The organism is Escherichia sp. E4742 (assembly GCF_005843885.1).
Classification (GTDB): Bacteria; Pseudomonadota; Gammaproteobacteria; order Enterobacterales; family Enterobacteriaceae; genus Escherichia.
Genome location: NZ_CP040443.1, coordinates 2,150,729 through 2,172,287, shown reverse-complemented (window position 1 = coordinate 2,172,287; position 21,559 = coordinate 2,150,729). Strand labels below are relative to the sequence as shown.

19 protein-coding genes and 6 pseudogenes are annotated in these 21,559 nt (G+C 50.6%); 3 read left to right on the top strand and 22 right to left on the bottom strand.

Features of this window, described 5'->3' with window-relative positions:
- Positions 1-127: 127 nt before the first annotated feature.
- The 5 genes and pseudogenes from FEM44_RS10625 to FEM44_RS10605 form a co-directional block, all read right to left on the bottom strand.
- Entirely contained in the window at positions 128-4,543 is a 4,416-nt protein-coding gene (locus tag FEM44_RS10625; protein ID WP_138158982.1) for an AIDA repeat-containing protein, read from the bottom strand.
- Positions 4,527-5,756 carry an autotransporter strand-loop-strand O-heptosyltransferase gene (locus FEM44_RS10620; protein WP_135524087.1) on the bottom strand — a complete coding sequence of 410 codons (1,230 nt, stop codon included), beginning with the start codon at positions 5,754-5,756 and terminating at the stop codon, positions 4,527-4,529. Before FEM44_RS10620 ends, FEM44_RS10625 begins: the two co-directional genes overlap by 17 nt.
- A gap of 544 nt (positions 5,757-6,300) precedes the next feature.
- Positions 6,301-6,609 (bottom strand): annotated as a pseudogene (locus tag FEM44_RS10615) (integrase core domain-containing protein); the annotation flags it as partial.
- 16 nt (positions 6,610-6,625) lie between these two features.
- Positions 6,626-7,590: pseudogene (locus FEM44_RS10610) on the bottom strand (IS110-like element ISEc21 family transposase); the annotation flags it as partial.
- Positions 7,550-8,305 (bottom strand): annotated as a pseudogene (locus FEM44_RS10605) (IS3 family transposase); the annotation flags it as partial. The pseudogenes FEM44_RS10605 and FEM44_RS10610, both read right to left, overlap by 41 nt.
- Before the next feature lie 71 nt (positions 8,306-8,376).
- Between FEM44_RS10605 and FEM44_RS10600 the strand changes: the two are divergent.
- Positions 8,377-8,855: pseudogene (locus FEM44_RS10600) on the top strand (ATP-binding protein); the annotation flags it as partial.
- 67 nt (positions 8,856-8,922) lie between these two features.
- Positions 8,923-9,546: a potassium channel family protein gene (locus FEM44_RS10595; RefSeq protein ID WP_135524086.1), complete on the top strand. Its 624-nt coding sequence runs from the start codon at positions 8,923-8,925 to the stop codon at positions 9,544-9,546.
- 447 nt (positions 9,547-9,993) lie between these two features.
- On the opposite strand, the gene FEM44_RS10590 is transcribed toward FEM44_RS10595, so the two are convergent.
- From FEM44_RS10590 to FEM44_RS10580, 3 genes are all read right to left on the bottom strand, one after another.
- Complete coding sequence (locus FEM44_RS10590; RefSeq protein WP_135524085.1) at positions 9,994-10,551, bottom strand: hypothetical protein; 558 nt, start codon at positions 10,549-10,551, stop codon at positions 9,994-9,996.
- A gap of 17 nt (positions 10,552-10,568) precedes the next feature.
- On the bottom strand, positions 10,569-11,207 hold the full coding sequence (locus tag FEM44_RS10585) for a DsbA family protein (protein WP_135524084.1): 639 nt from the start codon (positions 11,205-11,207) through the stop codon (positions 10,569-10,571).
- Between the two features lie 161 nt (positions 11,208-11,368).
- Positions 11,369-12,214, bottom strand: a complete 846-nt coding sequence (locus FEM44_RS10580) for a helix-turn-helix domain-containing protein (protein ID WP_135524083.1) — start codon at positions 12,212-12,214, stop codon at positions 11,369-11,371.
- 153 nt (positions 12,215-12,367) lie between these two features.
- Here FEM44_RS10580 and FEM44_RS25490 point away from each other — a divergent pair.
- Positions 12,368-12,529, top strand: a pseudogene (locus FEM44_RS25490) (DUF4222 domain-containing protein); the annotation flags it as partial.
- A gap of 341 nt (positions 12,530-12,870) precedes the next feature.
- On the opposite strand, the gene FEM44_RS10570 reads toward FEM44_RS25490, so the two are convergent.
- The 14 genes and pseudogenes from FEM44_RS10570 to FEM44_RS10510 all read right to left on the bottom strand — a co-directional run bounded on the left by FEM44_RS10570 (position 12,871) and on the right by FEM44_RS10510 (position 21,551).
- Positions 12,871-13,329, bottom strand: coding sequence for a hypothetical protein (locus FEM44_RS10570; protein ID WP_135524081.1), 459 nt, complete (start codon positions 13,327-13,329; stop codon positions 12,871-12,873).
- A gap of 109 nt (positions 13,330-13,438) precedes the next feature.
- Positions 13,439-14,533: a DUF4056 domain-containing protein gene (locus tag FEM44_RS10565; RefSeq protein ID WP_135524080.1), complete on the bottom strand. Its 1,095-nt coding sequence runs from the start codon at positions 14,531-14,533 to the stop codon at positions 13,439-13,441.
- A gap of 50 nt (positions 14,534-14,583) precedes the next feature.
- Positions 14,584-15,513, bottom strand: a complete 930-nt coding sequence (locus FEM44_RS10560; protein WP_135524079.1) for a hypothetical protein — start codon at positions 15,511-15,513, stop codon at positions 14,584-14,586.
- Between the two features lie 148 nt (positions 15,514-15,661).
- Positions 15,662-15,826: a hypothetical protein gene (locus FEM44_RS10555; protein ID WP_240726917.1), complete on the bottom strand. Its 165-nt coding sequence runs from the start codon at positions 15,824-15,826 to the stop codon at positions 15,662-15,664.
- Positions 15,811-15,927 (bottom strand): annotated as a pseudogene (locus FEM44_RS10550) (polysaccharide deacetylase family protein); the annotation flags it as partial. The pseudogene FEM44_RS10550 and the gene FEM44_RS10555, both read right to left, overlap by 16 nt.
- 98 nt (positions 15,928-16,025) lie before the next feature.
- Positions 16,026-16,238 (bottom strand): FaeA/PapI family transcriptional regulator, encoded by a 213-nt coding sequence (locus FEM44_RS25755; RefSeq protein ID WP_135524078.1) that lies wholly within the window; start codon positions 16,236-16,238, stop codon positions 16,026-16,028.
- Between the two features lie 178 nt (positions 16,239-16,416).
- Complete coding sequence (locus tag FEM44_RS10540; RefSeq protein ID WP_135524077.1) at positions 16,417-16,704, bottom strand: hypothetical protein; 288 nt, start codon at positions 16,702-16,704, stop codon at positions 16,417-16,419.
- A gap of 33 nt (positions 16,705-16,737) precedes the next feature.
- Positions 16,738-17,409, bottom strand: coding sequence for a DsbA family protein (locus FEM44_RS10535; protein ID WP_167850694.1), 672 nt, complete (start codon positions 17,407-17,409; stop codon positions 16,738-16,740).
- 779 nt (positions 17,410-18,188) lie between these two features.
- On the bottom strand, positions 18,189-18,407 hold the full coding sequence (locus FEM44_RS10530) for a hypothetical protein (protein WP_135524075.1): 219 nt from the start codon (positions 18,405-18,407) through the stop codon (positions 18,189-18,191).
- A gap of 129 nt (positions 18,408-18,536) precedes the next feature.
- A complete protein-coding gene (locus FEM44_RS10525; RefSeq protein ID WP_135524074.1) occupies positions 18,537-19,094 on the bottom strand; it encodes a hypothetical protein in 558 nt (185 codons plus the stop codon).
- Positions 19,095-19,706: 612 nt separating this feature from the next.
- Positions 19,707-19,838, bottom strand: a complete 132-nt coding sequence (locus FEM44_RS25750; protein ID WP_276606511.1) for a hypothetical protein — start codon at positions 19,836-19,838, stop codon at positions 19,707-19,709.
- 28 nt (positions 19,839-19,866) lie between these two features.
- A complete protein-coding gene (locus FEM44_RS10520; RefSeq protein ID WP_135524073.1) occupies positions 19,867-20,433 on the bottom strand; it encodes a hypothetical protein in 567 nt (188 codons plus the stop codon).
- Between the two features lie 11 nt (positions 20,434-20,444).
- The gene (locus FEM44_RS10515) at positions 20,445-20,993 is read right to left on the bottom strand and encodes a type 1 fimbrial protein (protein ID WP_135524072.1); all 549 of its coding nucleotides are present in this window, start codon (positions 20,991-20,993) and stop codon (positions 20,445-20,447) included.
- Between the two features lie 21 nt (positions 20,994-21,014).
- Positions 21,015-21,551, bottom strand: a complete 537-nt coding sequence (locus FEM44_RS10510; protein WP_135524071.1) for a fimbrial protein — start codon at positions 21,549-21,551, stop codon at positions 21,015-21,017.
- Positions 21,552-21,559 lie beyond the last annotated feature (8 nt).

The following is a 21,559-nucleotide window of genomic DNA, read 5'->3' as shown; positions in this document are numbered from 1 at the left end:
GGCCCTGTTCATTTAAAATAACAAGTGTAAAGATGGTGAATGCGGGCGTTTTTCCGCGTGTTGTTTCCTTTTGCCGACAGGGGCAGTAACAGGTATAAGAGCGCCCGTTACTGCCCCTTTTTCCGTATCAGAAATTAATCCGGAAACCGACGCTCCCTGTTACCGGCGATTCTGTATTCTCGCCATTCTGGTAACTCGCTTCTGCCCACACCCCGGCATTCGCTGTCAGCTGAGCACTCACCCCGGCACCGTATTTCCCTGTGGTGCCTGAGATATCGTTAGTAAAGTTATAGCTGTCATTTATCCGGACCCTGTTGTTATCCGAAAACTCATGGCTCACTGCCGTCGTCAGATACGGTCTGACAACAGTTCCGGCAACATCAAGATTCATCCCGAGGTTCACACCCACTTCACCCTGAAGTGATTTGGTTGTCCCTGCTTTCGCCTTCATACCATTATCCAGACTGATATCCTTTGATTCTGCCCGGAATGCCGTACTACGGAGATAAGGCTGAATCCAGGTGTTTTCATTCAGACTGAAGGTTCTGCCTGCTTCCAGGCTGCCACCAAAGCCATTCTGATGATAATCGCCTTTCACTGCCGTGCCGTCACTCATCCAGGTGCGCAGTTCGTTCCTGAAACGGTTAACTTTGATAACGCCATCCACATAGTAACCATCATTGTTAAACCAGGTTGCATACAGACCACCACCGGTACTTCCGACAGTACTGCTGCCACCACGGTTATGGCTGATGCTGTTATCGGTATAGGATACAAAAGCCCCCACAGCCAGCCTGCTGTCATTCAGGTCAAATACGGTGTCGCCGCCGGTTTCCATTCCGCTCTGGGTCAGTGAATAACCTGAGCCGGCACCACCGCTGATACGGGTATCTGACCCGGTGTACCGTCCCCAGACACCACCCGGTGAACGGGTATTCTGCATGACATCGCCGTGACGAAAACGCAGACTCTGAAGCTCACTGTTGAACACATAGACCGGTGCCGTTGCCATATTCAGCACAGCATCAGCCGATTTTGTTGTATGGCGTACCGGAGGTACCGGGTTATCTGTTCCTGGATTATCTGTTCCCGGATTATCTGTTCCCGGGTTATCTGTTCCTGGCTGACTACTGTCAGCTTTCAGGTACCAGTCAGTATTTTCCTTGTTCAGATAGTATTCCCAGGTACCGGCATCCACTTTCCCGCCGTTCAGGCTGAACGCAGCATCGCCACTGCCGGTATGAACGACCTGAAGTGGTGTGCCTGCGGAAACAGGTTCAAGACCGGTATTTCTGATGTCCAGCACAAAATTGCCACTGGCATTCCCCGTCACATTCAGCATGTCTCCGGTATGAGATGCGATATCCGTGTTCATCCGGAATGTCCCGTTACCTGAAAGACTTTCAGACACCAGTGAAACCGGCCGGAAAGCCTGCGTCAGGCGCGTGGTGGCTGACGGACGGAAATCGACAGTCCCGTTATCCAGCGTTAATGCACTGACAGTGGAGTCACCATCGAGATGCCAGACAGAGGCTCCCTTAACCGTCATGTCACCTGCACCAGTGTTGTCTCCCGTAACGCTCCCCGTCAGGATGCTTCCGTTATCCAGCGTCAGGATGGTGCCTGACTGTGTCGTCACATTAGCGTTCGCCTGAAGGGTAACCATCGTCATTGCAGCGCCACTCTGAAGAGCAATCCCGCCATCCTGAGACAACAGTCCGCTGAAGCGGGTATTTCCGCCTTCCTGGGTCAGGGTACCGCTCCCCGTCAGGGTACCCGCAAAGGTCGCCGCACTGTTGTTGAGGAAATACAGGTTTCCTTCATTTGTGACATTTGTGAACGTACCACCGGCGAGCGTCCCTTTATCTGTCAGGGTGGTGGTACCACGAAGTACACCGCCGCTCCGGACATCCAGCATACCGCCACTGCCAACAGTTGTGTCGCTGGCGTCATGACCACTATTAACACTCAGGTATCCACCATTCTCCAGCAGCATATTGACGGCACTGCCACCGGCAATGCTGAAGCTGCCGTTAATGTTGGTACCACTCAGAGTGGCAGAGGTGTCCGTAGAAATAGCCCCGCCGCTGTTCTGAGTAATGTCAACTGCACTGCCACCGTTGACAGACAGGAAACCACCACTGTTAATGGTGGTGCTCGTTGTACTGCCGCCACGGTAGACATACTGCTTACCACCACTGTTAATAGTGGTGTTCGTTGCGCTACCACCTTCAACATTCATTCTGCCGCTATTGTTAATAATGGTGTTCGTGGCCTGATGACCACTATTAACACTCAGGCCTCCACCATTCTCCAGCAGCATATTGACGGCACTGCCACCGGCAATACTGAAGCTGCCGTTAATGTTGGTACCACTCAGAGTGGCAGAGGTGTCCGTAGAAATAGCCCCGCCGCTGTTCTGAGTAATGTCTACTGCACTGGTGCCCCTTTCGACAGACAGGAAACCACCACTGTTAATAGTGGTGTTCGTTGTACTGCCGCCCCCGTAGACGGACAGGCCACCACCACTGTTAATGGTGGTGTTCGTTGCACTACCTTCGACATTCATTCTGCCGCTATTGTTAATAATGGTGTTCGTGGCCTGATGACCACTATTAACACTCAGGTATCCACCATTCTCCAGCAACATATTGACGGCACTGCCACCGGCAATGCTGAAGCTGCCGTTAATGTTGGTACCACTCAGAGTGGCAGAGGTGTTTGCAGAAATAGCCCCGCCGCTGTTCTGGGTAATGTCAACTGCACTGGCGCCGTTGTAGACATCCAGTCTTCCCCCGCTGTTAATGGTGGTGCTCGTTGTACTGCCGCCATCGAAGATATTCTGCTTACCACCACTGTTAATGGTGGTGCTTGTGGCACTACCGCCCTCGACCTCCATCCAGCCGTTGTTAATAATGGTGTTCGTGGCCAGGTGACCACTATAAACTCTCAGAGAACCACCGTTCTCCAGCAGCATATTACTGGCACTGCCACCGGCAATACTGAAGCTGCCGTTAATGTTGGTACCACTCAGAGTGGCAGAAGTGTCTGTAGAAATAGCCCCGCCGCTGTTCTGAGTAATGTCAGCTGCACTGGCGCCCCTGAAGACGGACAGGTAACCACCACTGTTAATGGTGGTGTTCGTTGCACTACCGCCGAATTCGACAGCCATACCACCGCTATTGTTAATAATAGTGTTCGTGGCCTGATGACCACTATTAACACTCAGGTATCCACCATTCTCCAGCAACATATTGACGGCACTGCCACCGGCAATGCTGAAGCTGCCGTTAGTGTTGGTGCCATTCAGGGTGGCAGAAGTGTCTGTAGAAATAGACCCGCCGCTGTTCTGAGTAATGTCAACTGCACTGGCGCCCCCGTCGACAGACAGCCCACCGCCACTGTTAATAGTGGTGTTCGTTGTACTGCCGCCCCCGGAGACGGACAGGCCACCACCACTGTTAATGGTGGTGTTCGTTGCACTACCGTCGGGGCCGACAGCCATGCTGCCGCTATTGTTAATAATGGTGTTCGTGGCCTGATGACCACTATTAACTCTCAGGTATCCGCCATTCTCCAGCAGCATATTGACGGCACTGCCACCGGCAATACTGAAGCTGCCGTTAGTGTTGGTGCCACTCAGGGTGGCAGAAGTGTCTGCAGAAATAGACCCGCCGCTGTTCTGAGTAATGTCAACAGCACTGGCGCCCCCGTAGACAGATAGCCCACCGCCACTGTTAATGGTGGTGCTTGTGGCCTGATGACCACTATTAACACTCAGGTATCCACCATTCTCCAGCAGCATATTGACGGCACTGCCACCGGCAATACTGAAGCTGCCGTTAGAGTTGGTGCCACTCAGGGTGGTAGAAGTGTCTGCAGAAATAGCTCCGCCGCTGTTCTGGGTAATGTCTACTGCACTGGCGCCCCCGGAGACGGACAGGAAACCACCACTGTTAATGGTGGTGCTCGTGGCACTACCGCCGACTTCGACAGCCATACTGCCTCTATTGTTAATAATAGTGTTTGTGGCACTAACGCCGTCCCTGACACTCATGCTGCCGTTATTGTTAATAATGGTGTTCGTAGCAGTGGCTCCGTCGTCAAGCCATTGCCTGCCGCCATCGTTAATGGTGGTATCCGTGACACGGCCACCAACGACATGCTGAGTGCCTCCATTATTAATGGTTGTATTTGTGGCACTACCGCCATAAACACTTTGGGAACCACCGTTTATAGTGGTATTTGTGGCGCTGCCTCCACTGGAGACAGACTGGGCTCCATCATAGTTAATGGTGGTATCTGTCGCCGTATCACCGGCATTCAGCAACATTGTGAAGGGCGTTCCTTCGTTCCCCAGGATATTATTGTTATAATCCACCGCCAGAGCAGGAGCAGATGGCAGAAGCAGGCCAGCAATCAGCCCCGCCAGTGCGGTACGCCTGATTTGCCGGGGGCGACGACCGCCTTTACGGGTCAGTTCTGAGGTAACGACCCACATCCCGGTGGATTCATTCCATACAGTGTTATAAACCTTGTTCATTATTCGTTCCTTTTGTAAGACAGGTTTTATCTCCCTGCTTCATCAGGGAGGCATGGAGTCTGCTGATAACGCCATTAACCTGTGTGCCTGTTATCAGTCGGGTGCATTCAAATTGCCGGTCCGTGTTTTTATGTCTCGGACACCACAGAAAATCCTTGTGGTCAAAATTCAGTGATGTATCGTCCCAGCATCCGTTACAACCATGGGAGTTGAACACCCGCCACGGGGTATAAAACTCACTGTTCGGCAGGCTGAAGCCACTTATCAGCACCACCGGAATACCGGTTGCCCATGCCAGCCATGACAGCCCACTGGCCAGACCAATAAAGAAGCTGGCATGACGCAGCAGATTAACCCGCTCCTGTAGCGGAAAACTGCCGGTAAAGTCTTCCGCTCCCCAGGGAATGTGATTCCAGACAAACCCCTGACCGTAATGAGCCTCCCGGTCAATACACAGCACCCGGTAGCCCAGCGATTTCAGGTGAGCAACGACCTCACTCCAGCCGGTGCCGTTATTCCAGTATTTTGCCTGGCAGGTGGATTGTGTGGCGATGCACACATAAGGCTCCCGGACAGTCCGGGAGGCGGACAGGTCAAGCCGGACCGGTGCTTCTCGTGGGTCAACGCCCAGAATGTAACCGGCTGAACGATGAAAACCGACCTGACGAAAATCCACCGGCTGGTTATTTGTGTCACCACCAAAATAGAGCCCCACCCGGTATGTTGCATAAGGTTCAGTTGTGCGTGGTTTCTCCGGCGTGGAGAAACATATCTGCGGATATTGTGGTGCCAGCAGGTCAATGATGTCCTGCGCCATTGTGCACTCCAGCCGGCACTGATGCAGGGACTGAAAACGTTCGGCATAAGGGAACCAGCCCAGCAGGTCACCCAGAGTACCGGTGGGGAATGAAATCAGAACATCACGGTCCGTCAGGTTCAGCGTTTCATCCAGCAGGGGAGTATCTTCGCCCTGACGGAATACCTGAATACGGAAGCGCACAAAATATTTCTTGCTGCTGGTCACCCAGCCATTATTGATGTCACAGCAGAAAAGAATATTTCCGGAATCTGCATCCAGCAGCCGCACATGCCATTTACCTTCAGGAAGGAGCACCCGTGCTCCATCATTAAAGTCATACAGGATGTTGTCGGGGCCGTGCTGAGTGGGTATTTCCGGAGGGGAAATAAAAAATGTTTTTAACGGTGCCTGCATGCTTTTATCACCAGAATTAATATTCACAACGAGTATAGGATAATAGTTCAGCTATGCATCATTTAATATTACATGCCACCGGGAACATAACAAAAACCGTAATAACCTGGTTTTTGTGGTAAACAGCCTGATACTGACAGAACCGGAAATAGTTGAGTGCCGTTATATTATCGCTCAGAAACATATCTTTATCCTGCCCATATCACTTTGAGTGCCGGACAGGGAGAACAGTGAATTTATGACGCCACAACGTAACAATACATCGCCAGTATGTACCGGTGCCCGCTAACACTCCGGTCACCGTGCAGGAACCGGACAACAGTAAGACCGGAACTGTTTTATCATGAGTCTGTGTCAGTGGTTGCTGCAGGCCTGTTCAGTTACCTCCCGGAATATATAGTTATATTACTATATAAATCAGGGGGTATATATCCAGAGAAAAATCACGGCATTCATGTAATTCCAGGAATAAGTTATTTCCGGCAAACATGATTATCATGTAAAACAGAGCATACAGGATAGCAAAATTCTGTATCTGTAGTGGTCAACTGAAACTGGCCACCGCTTTAGAGTTTTTCCAGTATCGGTTTTCCGATTCATTTGGTGGCAACCCACCGTTATATTCGTGCGGCCTGAGCGCGTTGTAATACCCAACGATATAGTCCGTTATTTCATGGGCAGCATCGCTGAAGTTCATGTAACCCGTCACCGGTATCCACTCGTTTTTCAGGCTCCTGAAGAAGCGCTCCATCGGGCTGTTATCCCAGCAATTTCCTCGTCGACTCAGACTCTGTTTGATCTGGTAACGCCACAGTAACGGTCGGAACTGCCTGCTTGTATAGTGGCTGCCCTGGACGCCCTTCTAAGAGTCAAGCCGTTATCGGGATGCTGTTGATCTGCCTGTTTTGATTACGCAGTAATGTATAAACTTCGCGTGAGATATAGCGCTTCAGGCAGCGTATTGCTTCCATTTTTGTATGCCCTTCCGCTACTCGTCTGGCGGCATATTCCTTCGTTTTATCGTCAGTTCGCAAACGTCCGATGGCAATGATGTGAAGTGCACTATTTGCAGCACGATCTCCACCCCGGTTAAGTCGATAACGATTCATTTTTCCTGAAGATACGGGAACAGGGCTAACACCACACAGTGCCGCAAACCTGATTCTGATCTTAATCGTTGGGGATTGTCTCCTGCCGTGATCAGCAACTGCGAAGCGCTTTCGTATCCAATAGCATTACGTTTAATCAGTTCAGGCGCCAGCTCATCGACAATTGCCGCAATCATGACATCCAAATCAGCGATTTCGTCATGTAACTCGAGATAGCGTCGAGCAAGAGACTTTAATGAAATACGATAAACGTTGGTAACATTGCGGTATTCACTGGCATCAGGCCGCCAGGATCCCAGAGTCCTGATAAGCTGCATGCGCGTCATATTTCTGAGCTGTTCACGTAATTCATCCGGGGCAGAGATAATATTGGAATGGATAATCTGGAGAGCGACTCTGCGGGCTGATATTGCTGTTTTTCGGCAAGTTTTTAATACCCGCAGAGACTCAATCATGCCATTGCGCGTTTTGGGTGTGACGGTTCTTATTCCGGAGAATGCGGCGTGAGCGGCACATTCAGCATCAATCGTGTCACTTTTACCCCGTTTGCGTCGCTCCATCCGATCTGGCGCAGTCACCTCAAGAACTTCTAACCCGGCATTCTGTAAATAGCGAAGCAGACCTGATCCATAGGTGCCTGTACACTCAACACCAATTCGCTTTAATGCCCCAAACGAAGTCATCCATGCCAGCATCTGCCGGTAACCTTGCAAACAGGTCGAGAACAACGGCAAGGTATGCCCAACGTTTCCCCGTCCAGATGTACATCACGTCGCCGCACCATACCTGATTTGGCTCTGTCACTGCGAACTGCCGCCCAAGGTGATTCAGGATAGCAACATGTTCACGACCACCTTGTTTATAACGGTGCGCAGGCTGCTGGCAACTGACCAGTCCCAGTTCTTTCATGAGCCCAGCGCCCCATTCTGAAGCCTCTCAGGGTTGCCATTGTGGCGATGCTTCTTGCCCCGGCAGAATCATTGCTGATGTTATGCAACTCAAGTACCTGACTGCGTAATACAGCCCGCCTGCCGTCTGGTTTTTCAGGACGGTTTTTCCAGTATCTGTAGCTGCTGCGATGAACCCCGAACACATGGCAGAGTGTGACCACAGGATAATGCGCTCTGAGTTTCCCGATTATCGAGAACTGTTCAGGGAGTCTGACATCAAGAGCGCGGTAGCCTTTTTTAATATTTCATTCTCCATTTCAATGCGTTGTAGCTTTTTCCTCAGCTCACGTAATTCGATTTGTTCTGGTGTCATCGGAGAGGCTTTTGGTGTTTTGCCCTGACGCTCATCACGCAGTTGTTTGACCCATCTTGTCATTGTGGAAAGGGCGACATCCATAGCTTTGGCGGCATCTGCCACAGTGTAGTTCTGGTCAACAACCAGTTGAGCGGATTCGCGTTTAAACTCTGCGCTGAAATTTCTTTTTTTCATTGGAGCACCTGTGTTGTTCTGAGGTGAGCATATCACCTCTTTTCAGGTGGCCAAATTCAGTGTGCCACTACAGTCAGGGAAACAGGTTAACCCTGAAACAAAATATTTTACTGACCGTGGCCACCGGCAGCGGTAAAACGTTCCTGGCGTGTGCACTTGGTCATGATGTCTGCCGACAGGGATATAAGGTCTACTATTATCGCCTGAAAGCGCTGATGGAACAGTGCTATCAGGGGCATGCTGATGGAAGATACAGCAAACTTCTGACCTAGCTGAATAATAGCGATCTGCTGCTTCTGGATGACTGGGGCTAGAGCCTCTCTCATCAGAACAGCGCAGCGACCTGCTGGAAATAGTGGATCTGATGTACCAACGAGGCTCAATCATCGTAGTGAGCCAGTTGCCAGTGGAAAACTGGTACAAAATGATCGGAGACTCCACACATGCGGATGCCATCCTGGATCGACTGGTTCATGGCAGTATCAAGATCGAACTTAAAGGAGGGTCAATGTGGAAAATACAATCTCCGTTGACCGAAGGAGAGCAGTGAAGGTAATTTAAAAACGGTTCTGTGAAAGTGACACGAACCGATCTCCTTTACGGTAATACGCACCTTTATGTTAAAGATAATGAAACAACACAAATTTGCTTTTCTTTTCACTGCACTGCTGAGCACCTTCTTTCTCAATCTGTTTCCACTGAACGCTGCAGGATACGAGCTGAATACCGTTCTGCAGATTGTGGCGGGCGTTAATCTGTTGCAGCGTCGCCATCAGGTCGTTTCATTTATTGTGTTGCTGATAATTTTTATCACCACACACTGGCTGCCCCCCATCAACGCCATGACACAGCTGTACTACGGGAGTTATCTGGTCTTTTTCCTCATTCTGTCAGTGATTGTGTTCCGCCAGGTGATTTTCTCCGCCCGGATAAACACAGAGTCCATCTGCGCTGCGCTGAGTGGCTTTCTGCTTATTGGCTATATGGGATTTTTCATGTTTTCTGCGATAGAAAACCATATGCCCGGCGCATTCCGTGGGCTGTCAAATGATGAGTTGCAGATGATGAATGAACTTTTTTATTATTCTTTCATCAGTATTCTGACCGTAGGCTATGGCGATATTGTTGCCGTCAGCTGGCCGGCCCGTAATGCCACCATTCTGGTTATTCTCACGGGCTATATTTACTCACTGGTCTTTATTGCCCGCATCGTCAGTGGGTTTTCGGTATCAGACAAATAACCCTCTGCACCAGACATCGACATTACAAACGGGACTGAACGCCCGACGTCTGAGGCCGTCGGATACAGGCCATATGCCGATTAATACGCCATCGACTGAATTATCACTGGTGACACAAGTGCGAAGAAAGTCAACTGAGAAGCAATAAATGATGCAATAACATCATGAAAGGTAAGAACAAATCGTCATAAGTAACGACAAGCCAGAGAAGTTTTTCCCCTGCATTTTTGCTCCGTTTCAACTCTGTAAAAATTTTCAGATTTTTTCTTTCTCTGTCAGTTTCAGGAATAAAAAAACACACCGAAATGCGGCAAACGGAACAGATATCCTCATTTCTTTGCGGAAAATATCACTCAGATGCCCCGTTGAACACCGGGAACAATGATAATCACTCATTCTGAACCATTCCGTCACAGAAAAAATGCACAACACCGCCCCGAAAACGAATTAACAGAAGATGCGTTCGCCCGCCATGAAAACTTTCAGTTTCAGCAGAGAAGGAAATCCCAGATGCTGAACCATCAGGTTTCTCTGGCGGTACGCTCTCTGTGCCCGTGTAACGTCTGTTTCTGAAGACGGTGAAATCAACAATATCTCTGAGGCCTTCTCCAGAAAAACTGGCCACATCACATTCTGATTATCCTCCTTATCTCCTTTCTGAAAATTATTCAGTACCGTCTGTGTTAATACCTGAATTAACTGAAAGAGCTCACTCTCTCCGTTCACTGCCACCATATTTCTTCCACAGACTACACCAGACCGGTACACCACCTCAGGACACAGTACAATCAACCGGATATCATAACGTCCGGCTATCCAGCGTGCTGTTTTCAGATACCGGCACCACCCCAGCAATGGTGCACTACTGAGACAGAGAATCAGGGTATCTCCGGCGCAAAAACGGCGCCCTGCACGAAAATCCCGGGCCACAATCCCCCGGTCATTCAGCAGAGTTATCACCCCGGTCGTTTCATAACAACTGCCCCCGCTTACCCATACAACCATCGGTATCACCAGTGTTATTATTTATCCTTTCTGTTCAGCAATGACATCACAGCTGCAACATAACTTTTGTGGAAAGCCTCCACGCTGTCAGCCTGAAATGCACCATTCTCAATATGATATCTGCCGTTAACATATATCGAGGGTGTTCCGGTCACTCCGTACTCTTTAAACAGGCGTTTCTGCTTCTCTGTCATGTCTGCCACTTCCTGGCTGGCAAGCATACGTTCATACTCTTCTGCGGGCATCCCTGCCTTCACGAACACCGCGCGGATATCCTCCGGTGTCTGCAGTGTCCGGGAAACCATCGTGGCCTCAAACAACAATGGTTCCACTTTCTCCTCCAGGCCGCTCAGCATGGCCACTGACCATGCCCGGGTCAGCTCATTCCCCAGCGAGCCCAGTAAATCTGCATGGTATTTCACCATTTTCCCGCCAGCAGGCAGACTCTCTCTTATTGCGCCGTCAATACCGTATCCCTGAGAAAAGGCGTAACAGGGAGGACAGTAGAACGAAAAAAACTCAACAACCGTTTCATTGTTCTGTACTGTTTCAGCCACCGGTTTGTCCAGTACTGAATATGTTGTATATTCCTGTGCAACAGCCGTACCGGAAAGCAGCAGCCCCAGAATAAGAGGCAACAGTTTTCTTTTATACATTCTCAGACACCATCATTCCGTTATCATATAAATGCTGACATTCCCCGATGAATATTCATACTCCGGGAAACAGCCTGACCCGGTATTTCCGGTAAATAAAAAACACTTAATTTCAGATGTGTTAGCCATTATTACGGAGCAGACCAGAACATATACCCCGCTTAACGAAGAACAGACATTTCATCTTCCTCCCATAATGGTATAAACAGCTCACACCATAACACCCCCTCTCTGTAACTGAAAACTTCTGTATGAACATCATCTGCCGGCATGTATTTCTTATTTGTCAGGACGCACATATACAACGTACATATATTCTGCAGATGGCTTTCCCGTGACGTTCTGAATCTGAATTTAAGGTATTCCCGTCCGCCGAAGGAAAGTGCTGTATCTCCGTCATCACAGACCAGATATGTGACTATGCGATAACCGGTATTTACAGGTTCCGTTCCGGACACCACTGTCACCTCTCCCGTATTTTCCCGGACGGCAGAAAACACCGTATCCAGCACGCGCGCATAATGCCGGCTTTCATGGGTTACGGGGATATGCCCTTCCGAGATAAACTTCCGGACACGGACATCACGCCATTCACGGACACATTTTCCCGTGCTGTATTGCACTACTCCTGTTTCGTCCAGTTCAGCCCGGGGAGTCAGTAATGACAGGTCCCAGCCAGGTCTGCTCCGGTATATTCCGGGAGAACAACCAAACCTTTTTCTGAATTCACGGTTAAACGACGGCTGGGAATCAAATCCCACACTGATGGCAATGTCATGTAATGGATATCCGGTCAGACGAACCAGTATTGCTGCCCGCGTCAGTCGCCTGCGGCGAATATAATCTCCCACCGACATCCCCGTTTTATTTCTGAACAGGCGCTGGAGATGTCTGTGACTGTACCCGGAATATCTCACCAGTTGATTGATATCTGACCGCAATTCACTCTCAAGCAAATGCTCCGCAAACGCAATCACACCGGCAATAACCTTGTTCTGTAATGTCATCCTGCTTATGCCCCTGACCTTTTCGTACAGAACAGCCCGGAAATATGGTATGGCATAATATGCCAGGTACCTTCCCGTGAAAATGAATTATATCTTCGCCGTTTCTGTATATATTTTTAAATTTTATCCTGAACGTTTCTGATTTTAATCATTATGTCTGATGATATATTCATACCCGGACCCGACCAGCAATATCTGGACGATCATGGTACCCGGGTCACGGTTACCGGCACGGAAGAGAACCGGGTTATTTTTATGCGTGAGGGATATCCTCATCCCTGTATACGCCCGTTATGTAATTTCATGAGCAAATTCCACCTGATTCAGCCCCCCCCTCTCCTGCATCACATTCTCAGACTGAAAGTGAATGACACGCCCCGGAGCCGTTATCCGTCAGTAATAACCCGGGGCCGCTACGGATATACTTTGTTGCGTTGTCCCAGGCAAAGGGAATATCAGCCAGGAGCTGTGTTTCATTCACCAGGCTGAATCCCAGGTCATCACGATAACCGGCACCATAAAACCCCCCTGTATTATTTCCGACAATGATATTTCCCCGTCGTCCAGCCAGAGTGAACGCATTCCGGAACGTGTATGCTGTCCGAAGGAAATAACTTCCCGCCCGTGTGCCGATATCCCGCGTTCCGGATGACCGCTCAGATGCTGACAGGAAGGCCCCCCCCCGTCCGCAGACTGAAATCACCGGCTGTCATCATCCCTTCAATTTCAGGACTGACAAACAGGACATTCTTATGTCTCCACTCCAGGGCAGGATACCTGTACACCTCATCCTGAATGTGACTGCGGTTATATATACGGGAATAGCCAACACTTACGCCTCCTCTGAGCGAAACGGCGCCTGACAGCTTTACTGTTCCCTCTCCCCCCACCGACAGACCATATGCTTCCCAGTGAAACAAATCCCCATCCTCCATGTCGGTTTTCATATCCATGTAACTTCCCCGGGCCATAACGCCTGCACACACCTTTCCGTTCTCTGGCTGACAGTCGCTGTGCCAGGGGATGGAAAATTTTCGGATACGATTATTTCCGGCCCCCAGTCCGGAGGCACTGATATCCTCCGACACCTGCAGGCTCAGCAGTTTTGCAAACATCCCCTCAGCTTCATGTCCGTATGCTCCGGCAGACGCCAGGAGTATTCCCCCGTCAGTACCAGAATACGACCATGCACAGCTTTTATCATTATTTGCGTCTCCATTCCTGTCATCTGTTTACTGCCTGTAACATGTCCGCTCTTTCAGCCATAGCGGCCAGACGGGAAAAATCCGCCACAGAATAAAACCCCGTCGTGGCAGGCAGGCGCCGCATCTTCTGCCCGGGCCAGAGCTGAAGCGCTGCCGGCATCGTCCCTGCCGACAGTGGTAGCGTCAGACACAGTACAGAAGCATCCCCACCCGGAACCGGGGTCGGACAACGCACATCTGCCATATCGTAATTACGTCTGCGTAACAACCATTTATCCGGCAGTACACGCCGACTGTCCCACCATAACCCGTCCAGTTGTCTGAGGCGGGCTCGGGTTCCGGCATGCGTTGCTGCGCCCAGCTGTGTCAGCACCTGCCGCAATGCCTGCCCCATGGCCACCTCATACATTCTCCGGCCGGACACATGCCCGCTCAGTATCAGGGACTCAGCAATCCGGGCACCCAGCATGTTGGACCACAGGTCTTCCGGAGAGAACGCGGAAACTTCTTCAGAAAATCCCGGCACGGATTCAAAACCATACCACTGAGCAATTTCATGCCAGGCCGCCAGTTGCCATGCCAGTCGTGCCGCCATCCCTGCCGCCAGAATATACCGCTCGCGGGGTGAGGATGGCGGCGTGAAAGCCCGGAAAACCAGCCGCCGCTGCACAAGCTCTTCCCGCCCCGGATTCAGGGAAAATGCGTCTCCCAGGCGTGGCCACAGATTCGTAAAAATCCAGACTGTCATATCCGCGGTATCCCGCACATGTGCTGTATCCACAAATCCGCCTTTCGCAGTCCAGACAATGCCGTTATATTCTGCTGCCCCCCCGTTTATACTTACCGGCAACAGGCTGTCATTGTAGTGATGCCCTCCGGTGGTTCCTGCGCTCACAATATTGTCCACCTGGTAAAAGGGTAATGCTGCTGCCATCCCGGGTATTCTGACCCGCATGTCATACCCCAGAGCACAACAGGCCCGGAGTCCCTCAGGGGCCGGTAACGGGGACATCACAGGCCAGACAGCACCGTTCTCTGTACCACGGTCCGGCCACAACAGAAGCGGAATGGCCGCCTGTACGGGCAGTGTCGTGCTGACAACCAGACACAACATCCCCGCCAGCCAGTGGATCAGGCGACCATATACCGTATTTTCCGTTATGTTCAGAAGCGGTACTCCCCGGACACGAAGATGCTCTTACGCGTTTCAAAGCCGACCTCCGCGGTCAGGCTGGCATGACGGGTTACGTCATAACGCATTCCTGTCATGACATTCCATGGATGCTTCAGGTGCTGCCTGACCTCAAATCGCGCATCCCCGTTTTTATCCACCCGCTTAAGCCACAGCTGCAGTGCCGGAGATGGCAGGGAAAGCCTGCTCAGTTTCCCCCTGAAATCCTGCTGCACATCCTGGTACATACTTCCCACCCAGATACTCAGACTGCCCGCAGGAAAATACGCCGTCTCCGGCAGTGAAAAACGATACCCCACCCGCGGCGTCAGGGTCATGGCATTAATATGTCCGTCAAGCACATCAAAGCGGGTCTGCGTGTAATTAGCATCCAGCGACATAAACATATTGTTCATTCCGCCAGCCAGAGCTATCCCCGCACCATATGTGTTTCCCTTATAATTCAGGCGGAAATTCAAATCCTGCGTTTTACCTGACGGAAATGCGCCCCCGGTAAATACCGGAGGCCGGATACTGACATCCGATACAGAATGTCCCTTCGTTCGCCCGGCCACACCATAAACATTCATAAAAGGCAGCACCCATGCATCCAGTCGGAGGGTTTCAGTATGGCTTTTTTGCCGTGTTCTGCCGACACGGATGTCAACCAGCCCGTCCACCGGCAGACGCCCCAGCTTCATACCTGAGAAGCGGATACTGTCAACCTGAATACCCTGCCGTATTGCCATATGGTTCACCCCCACACCGTACGGCGCCGGCAGGTTATACCCCTCCGCCAGCTCACTGAAAAAAGGTAACAGGGATGATGATGTATTTTTGTTATCAGCCACTGCCGGAAAATGAAACAGCGCGAAAAACAGGCCACACGTCATGGCGGAAAGTGAATAATGTTTTATGTCCATCTGCTACTGGTCTGTGTTTTTCTTTAACTTTTTAATATCTTTAGTATGAGAAGAATGTGTTGCTATTCTGTATGACAACTGTTTACTGAATGCAGTCCGTTCCGGCAGATATTCCGCCCGTTTGCGGGCCGATATATCCTCCGCCCTTTTACGTGGCCGCGGCACGGATAGTCGGTAAAAAGCCATTGCCGCCATACACACCACTTGCTGATATCCAGCACTCTCTGTAACGCGCCGCATACTGGTCATGTCGCAGAACATGCTGCTCTTCACTGACCGCAGTGAGGGTATACAGTCGGATTCGGCCAGCCACTTCATCTGCGCCCGGAAGGCCTCGGGGGATAATGTGACCAGCCCGAGTTTATTGCTGACGTGGTGATACATTAATACCGGCAAATGCCTGGCATTAGTCACATGTCCTGCATTCAAAATGCTGTCACCCTCCATACTTTTCATATTTGAAATAGCCAGATAAAAACATCACCGGGAAATAATCCTTTCAGAAAACATTCTCAGAGCAGCTTCCACTGCCCGGGTCTTCCCCGGCCTGAATTTACTTTTTCCACCACGCAGGACGACTGCAATATCTCCAGACAACACCGGGCTTGATATATTGTCAGCCCGACCGCATCAGCAATTTCACGGGTACTGAAGGATGTTTTACGGGAAGATTTTTTCTGGCTTTCCAGAAACCCAACAATTTGTTCATTATTATCCTTATTCATTATTCACCCACACACCTTATTCAGATAATCTCAATGGTTCACCGCAGTGTCATCCGACCCGCATATTCCATAATCCGCTTGCCAGCATATACTCACAAAATTAGTAAGTTATATTATCCCGGCATAAAATAAAAGCAGACTCAACCTGTCAGGTTTTATTCTGTTATACCCGACCTGATTATTGTTGCCACCAGTCGTCGATAACAACACCTGAACAAATAAAATCACTGACAGATTCAGTAATAAACCACAGTTCTGACGCACCTGGAGAAAGTGGTGTACACCCCACAACTCCAGACAGAAACAAAATATCAAGGTACTCCCTGATTTCACTGACCGTCATATTCATGACTGAGGCAATATTCTGGATGCGTAAAAATATTTCTCCCTGTCGGAATCGCTGATACACCATCCAGAGCAGAATACGCTCGCAGATATCTGCACTGGTATTTTCCTCTTTCCACATAACATTACAGGCCCTCAGAAATAAATAATGGTATCAGAGAGAATTCAGTAATTTCTCCACAGCATCAACATATTTCTGACGGTAGGCTTCCGGGGTCTCACCGCGGAAATCACTGTTATTAATGTGCTGACCATTCACAAACACGGCCGGTGTGCCGGTCACCTTATAGTCCCTGAACCGTTGTCGCATTTCAGCGGCTCTGGCTTTTACCAGAATACTGTCCATCATGCGGTCGTACTCTTCGCCTGACACGCCGGCTTTTTCAAACACAGCCCGGATACTGTCGGGCGTGGTCAGGGAGCGGGTGACCTGAGTTGCCTCAAACAGCAGCGGCTCCACCTTATCCTCAATGCCCATGACCTGCGCCATGGCCCAGGCGTCGGTGAGTTGTGGTCCCAGAGGCCCCAGGAAATCCACATGGTACTTGACCATTTTTTTGCCGGAAGGCAGGACGTCCCGGATACCCTTGTCAATGCCGTACTGCTGATAAAACGCGAAGCAGGGCGGACAGTAGAAGGAGAAGAACTCCACTACTGCCGGTTGCTCCACTGCCCGGTCGACACTCAGAGATGCAGGCTTTTCAGGTGCTCCCTGACTGTCGGCCAAGACCAGCGAAGGTGCAAATAGCCCCCCTATAACCATGATAAGAATAGTGCGTAAACTTTTCATCACCCCATACCCAGTCTTGTATTGCTGATTGTTCATTTGACCGCCGTTTGTTGTTGCAGATTTGCTACACCCTCCCAATATCGTTGTATTCATTGAAAGATTATCGCTCTTCCGGTCACTGTTTACGTCGTTACTGTCCGTTGCCCATTGCTCATTGAAGTCCGCAGTGCTCGGATATGATTGCATGATGTCCAACTGCCCTCAGCCAAACCTCATATCATGGATTGGTTTAGAGCCACGTTAGCAGCGTTGTTACCTCGATTTGGCCTAACTTAAGATTCGTGACATGGCGACTCCCTCTGCAGGTCGTATCCCTCCGGCGTCCACGAAGTTCACTCAATACGTTATGTGAGTTGCGGATCATCCTTTTCGTTCACCTCGCCCCTAGCACACCTGCTTCCATCCGTTCGAACTGCTCCACGTGTCGTTAATACTCACAGCAACCACACCGCTGCACATATCCGCTACCCCGTTACATCCTTTACTGCATGCTATCCCCACGCCGGACTCATGGTATTTCCCACTCTATAGTGACAGCCTCCTGCCAACTCCCCTACCCGAGCGCACCCGGCGATATCAGATTCACATCATAGACATCACCAGCCTCGTCACCCCTTTGTTCCATGCCACCCCTTGTCGGTCAACAAAGTTAATTTTGCTGTTGGATTCGTTGCTATACCACCTGCCGTTCGCGGCCCCTGTCCCAGTGACCTCGAGCGCCCTCTCACGTGGTGTATCAGGCGTCAGTGTAATCTGGTCCACACTCTTTACAGTCAAGTTAGCGGCAGGCCGGATGACCGTAATGTTTCCGTGAGTTATCGGCTGCTGTGTTGAATAGCCAGTCGGTTTGGTTCCCCCTTGTTGATATACGCCTGTGATGCTAGTGCCCCCATTGCCCCTGGGACATTCATTTCCATATAGTCAAAACCAACTTGCGGTTGCACTTTGCCGTCAGGCAGCGTGACTGATTCACCGCGTACCCTGATTTTCGGATACCCCGACCCCATTGGCACATTCGTAACCTTAAAAGTCAAACGCCCCCCCTCTCTCACGCTCAAAGCCACCGTCCCCACACCATAAAAATGATGCCCCGGGAATAGGCTCAGGGCACAGGCTTAGGGTATCGCAGATAGCATCATCACTACTGTCAGTATGCTTACGCGCTAAGGTAGCCAATACGTGATGTTCACGGCCCCTGTCTTACTTCCCCACTCTTTGCTGGACGTATACGCGTGCACACCTACTGGATTCGTGTATCCAACATCTTGATTAGGCTGAATAGCCGTACCGCGAGAGTCCACCAAATTGAATAGACGAGTGTCGCCCACATATGACCACTTCCATTGCACGGCTCCGACGCCTTCCCCGTCTATCGCGAATACGTTGTCCTTCTTCTCCCCCACATTTAGCACGACGTTGTCTTCATATCGCACTGTTGCTGATACTCGTGGAGCGATCACCGTCGTAGACATAGCTGGTGCCAGTTCTCCCATATTCGACGCCTGCCCCCTTACGTCAGGAGTATTCGCGTCAACTTGCCCCCCTGGCGTCCCGATAGTTGCGACCTGATGGGCACTGTCGGGCACACCTACCCACATTCCTACAATTTTAGACACACCACGTTTTCCGCCTGTAGCCGGATCGAACAAATATTCAGGCACAACAACTTGAATCCCCGGGTTTTTAGCGTTCTTAAGTTTTACTGTATATTCGCATTTCATTGCTCCTCCGCCTGTAGCTCCTACAGCTCCGATGTGACGTAGAGACCATCGATATACGTGCCGTCGACCTTCGTGCCGTACAAGCCGTTGACCAAGTGCTTCCCATGTTTGGCCCATGTTGTTTGCACCAGTCCAACATATCCCGGGCGTGATCTCCGTGTTTGCTCCACCTGCACCGTCCCTAATTACTAAAGTCACATCCCCGGCCGTGTTTAATACAGTGCCGTTTTCTTGGTACGCTCTATTCCGCACTATGTTCATCTTTACTTTGACGGTATACGTCGATTCGAACTGTCCTTCTTGTTCGATCCGGTTAGTTTGGACTGCGGCATTCACCCAGTTAGTACCCGCGTCCAGTATCGTCCCGATCGATAGCGCTACAAGTAGTGCACTCCGGAGCGTAAACGTGTAGTTTGCCATTTGTTTCCGTATTTATTTGTTCTTAGTTTATGTTCACTGTGCCATTCACTATTCGATACGTCAGTTACGTATTCCCAGTCCCGCACCGTTCTTTATATTCTGCCCCCGGGCACGCATCCACTCTCCTGACAGACCACAACACCGAGCCTGCTCTTCAAGCCTTCCCTAAAGTGGCTGATGATATCCTGCAGTTCATCCCGGGCACACCACTGCACCAGACTCTCCTGCCCCCGGATAAGCCGGAATAATTCCCGTTCCCGGTGAAAACGCAGGTGCCAGATATCTGCACCCGGCGGAGACTTCTGCCGGCGACGGCACAGCCATTGCCAGGCCTGTTGCCAGGTGTCTTCCACTACAGCGGATACACCACGTTAAACTGCATCGTAGCCCCAAAACTCCCTGTAGCAGACTGTGCCGGAACCGTGACAACCGGTTTCAGCTTGCAGGTATTGGGCGTTGCAGCCGTTGTATCCCCTTTGGTACAGAAGGCATCGCTTTCCAGTCCCGTCAGCTTCACCCGCTGTCCGGCTTCTGTCAGTAACCAGAGTTCAGGGGAGTTACTGTCCACCCCCTGTGCGCCTGCCACCTGCATCCGGACGCTGTCATTCCCGGGCTGTAAAACACTGTCGTAACCGTTCCCTCCGGGAATAACTTTTGCTGTGACAGCCGTTTTTACTGCTGTATTTCCCTGACAGTCGACATTTATCGTAAAAGGCACATAGTTGTCCTTTTGAGTACCCGATGATATTGTTCCCAGAGGATACTCCAGTGAACTCTTGCCACCATCAAACGTCAGGTTGCAGGTGGGCTGGGTATAGGCCATCTGAAATTCAACATCAACGGCGCCTGCCTGAAAGGTCATACACCCGCACAGCAATATTCCCGGCCAGAGATATCGTTTATTCTGGAATATCTTCATTGCCGGAAACCTTATGCGCTGTAATTCATCGTAAACTGCACGACAGCTGAGCCTGAGCCTGTCGGGGCTCCGTTATGCACGGATGTTACGGGTATGATGGAGCATTCCATTAATGCACCTGATGTGGTGCAAAACGGTCTTGAACCGTTCAGCATGATATCCGCCTTATTGTCTGATGCTTTCAGTTGCAGAAGCGGACCATGTGTTGTGTCAATCGCGCTGTTTCCCATTTTCACGGCAACCCAGACATTGTTATTCATCAGTTGTTGCTGTGTGTTGGTTTGGGCGGTGGCCGTCAGACTGTTTCTTCCTGTCCCCCCCATCCCATTGCAGTCGGCAACGATCACAAACGGATTGTGAGTTTTATTTATTTCACCCCGCACCAGTTCTCCCAGAGCGATTGTGTTGGACGCATTATTCTTAACTGATATTGTGCAGGTCGGCGTGGGAACAGACATATTAAATGTAACCCGCGTCGGATTTGCACCGGCCTGAAAGGCCATACCACCGCATACCAGCAATGCCAGGCAGCTATACTTCTTCATATACTTATTCATCATTTTTATACTCCTGCTTATTCCTTACAGAAAATAATCAATGGTAAACGCTACCGTGGCACTTCCTGCCCCTGCCGGTGTCTGCTTACTCGATTCGGTCACTGGCGTAACAGAACAGCGTTGTGTATTGCCTGCCGTCCCGGCAGTACAAAACCAGTCGTTATCGCTGTCCCGCAGTTTCACAAAACGGTTGTCCGCTTTCAGCTTCAGAAAAGGCCCTGCTGAAGACGTGGAGCCCCCCATGTTTACTGCGAGACGGGTACCATCACTCTGCACCGCACCACTGGTGGCGTTGGCTTTCATTCTGGTCTTAACGTTGCCGTTGCAGTTAACCTCTATCGTGAACGCACTGTGACTCTGATCTTTTCCGCTCCGGTTCAGTGCCCCAAGATTCCGGATATCGCCTCCCGGCACATTAATACTGCAACTCGGCTGCGGGTTATTAATGGTCACCTGAATGTTTATCGACTCATTTACCGCCCCGACGACAGACAGGGGCAGCATCAGCCCACCGGCCAGCATGCCTGCACAGATATGCCGCCAGACTTTGCCTGTTTTCATTCTTTCTC

Coding starts and splice junctions, on each gene's coding strand:
- FEM44_RS10585 (WP_135524084.1), bottom strand. CDS start 11,207: ATGTATAAAAGAAAACTGTTGCCTCTTATTCTGGGGCTGCTGCTTTCC.
- FEM44_RS10520 (WP_135524073.1), bottom strand. CDS start 20,433: ATGAAGATATTCCAGAATAAACGATATCTCTGGCCGGGAATATTGCTG.
- FEM44_RS10620 (WP_135524087.1), bottom strand. CDS start 5,756: ATGCAGGCACCGTTAAAAACATTTTTTATTTCCCCTCCGGAAATACCC.
- FEM44_RS10590 (WP_135524085.1), bottom strand. CDS start 10,551: ATGGTTGTATGGGTAAGCGGGGGCAGTTGTTATGAAACGACCGGGGTG.
- FEM44_RS25755 (WP_135524078.1), bottom strand. CDS start 16,238: ATGAATAAGGATAATAATGAACAAATTGTTGGGTTTCTGGAAAGCCAG.
- FEM44_RS10525 (WP_135524074.1), bottom strand. CDS start 19,094: ATGAAATGCGAATATACAGTAAAACTTAAGAACGCTAAAAACCCGGGG.
- FEM44_RS10580 (WP_135524083.1), bottom strand. CDS start 12,214: ATGACATTACAGAACAAGGTTATTGCCGGTGTGATTGCGTTTGCGGAG.
- FEM44_RS10540 (WP_135524077.1), bottom strand. CDS start 16,704: ATGTGGAAAGAGGAAAATACCAGTGCAGATATCTGCGAGCGTATTCTG.
- FEM44_RS10570 (WP_135524081.1), bottom strand. CDS start 13,329: ATGTTTGCAAAACTGCTGAGCCTGCAGGTGTCGGAGGATATCAGTGCC.
- FEM44_RS10595 (WP_135524086.1), top strand. CDS start 8,923: ATGTTAAAGATAATGAAACAACACAAATTTGCTTTTCTTTTCACTGCA.
- FEM44_RS10625 (WP_138158982.1), bottom strand. CDS start 4,543: ATGAACAAGGTTTATAACACTGTATGGAATGAATCCACCGGGATGTGG.
- FEM44_RS10560 (WP_135524079.1), bottom strand. CDS start 15,513: ATGGACATAAAACATTATTCACTTTCCGCCATGACGTGTGGCCTGTTT.
- FEM44_RS10510 (WP_135524071.1), bottom strand. CDS start 21,551: ATGAAAACAGGCAAAGTCTGGCGGCATATCTGTGCAGGCATGCTGGCC.
- FEM44_RS25750 (WP_276606511.1), bottom strand. CDS start 19,838: ATGGCTGTGCCGTCGCCGGCAGAAGTCTCCGCCGGGTGCAGATATCTG.
- FEM44_RS10565 (WP_135524080.1), bottom strand. CDS start 14,533: ATGTTGTGTCTGGTTGTCAGCACGACACTGCCCGTACAGGCGGCCATT.
- FEM44_RS10535 (WP_167850694.1), bottom strand. CDS start 17,409: ATGAACAATCAGCAATACAAGACTGGGTATGGGGTGATGAAAAGTTTA.
- FEM44_RS10515 (WP_135524072.1), bottom strand. CDS start 20,993: ATGATGAATAAGTATATGAAGAAGTATAGCTGCCTGGCATTGCTGGTA.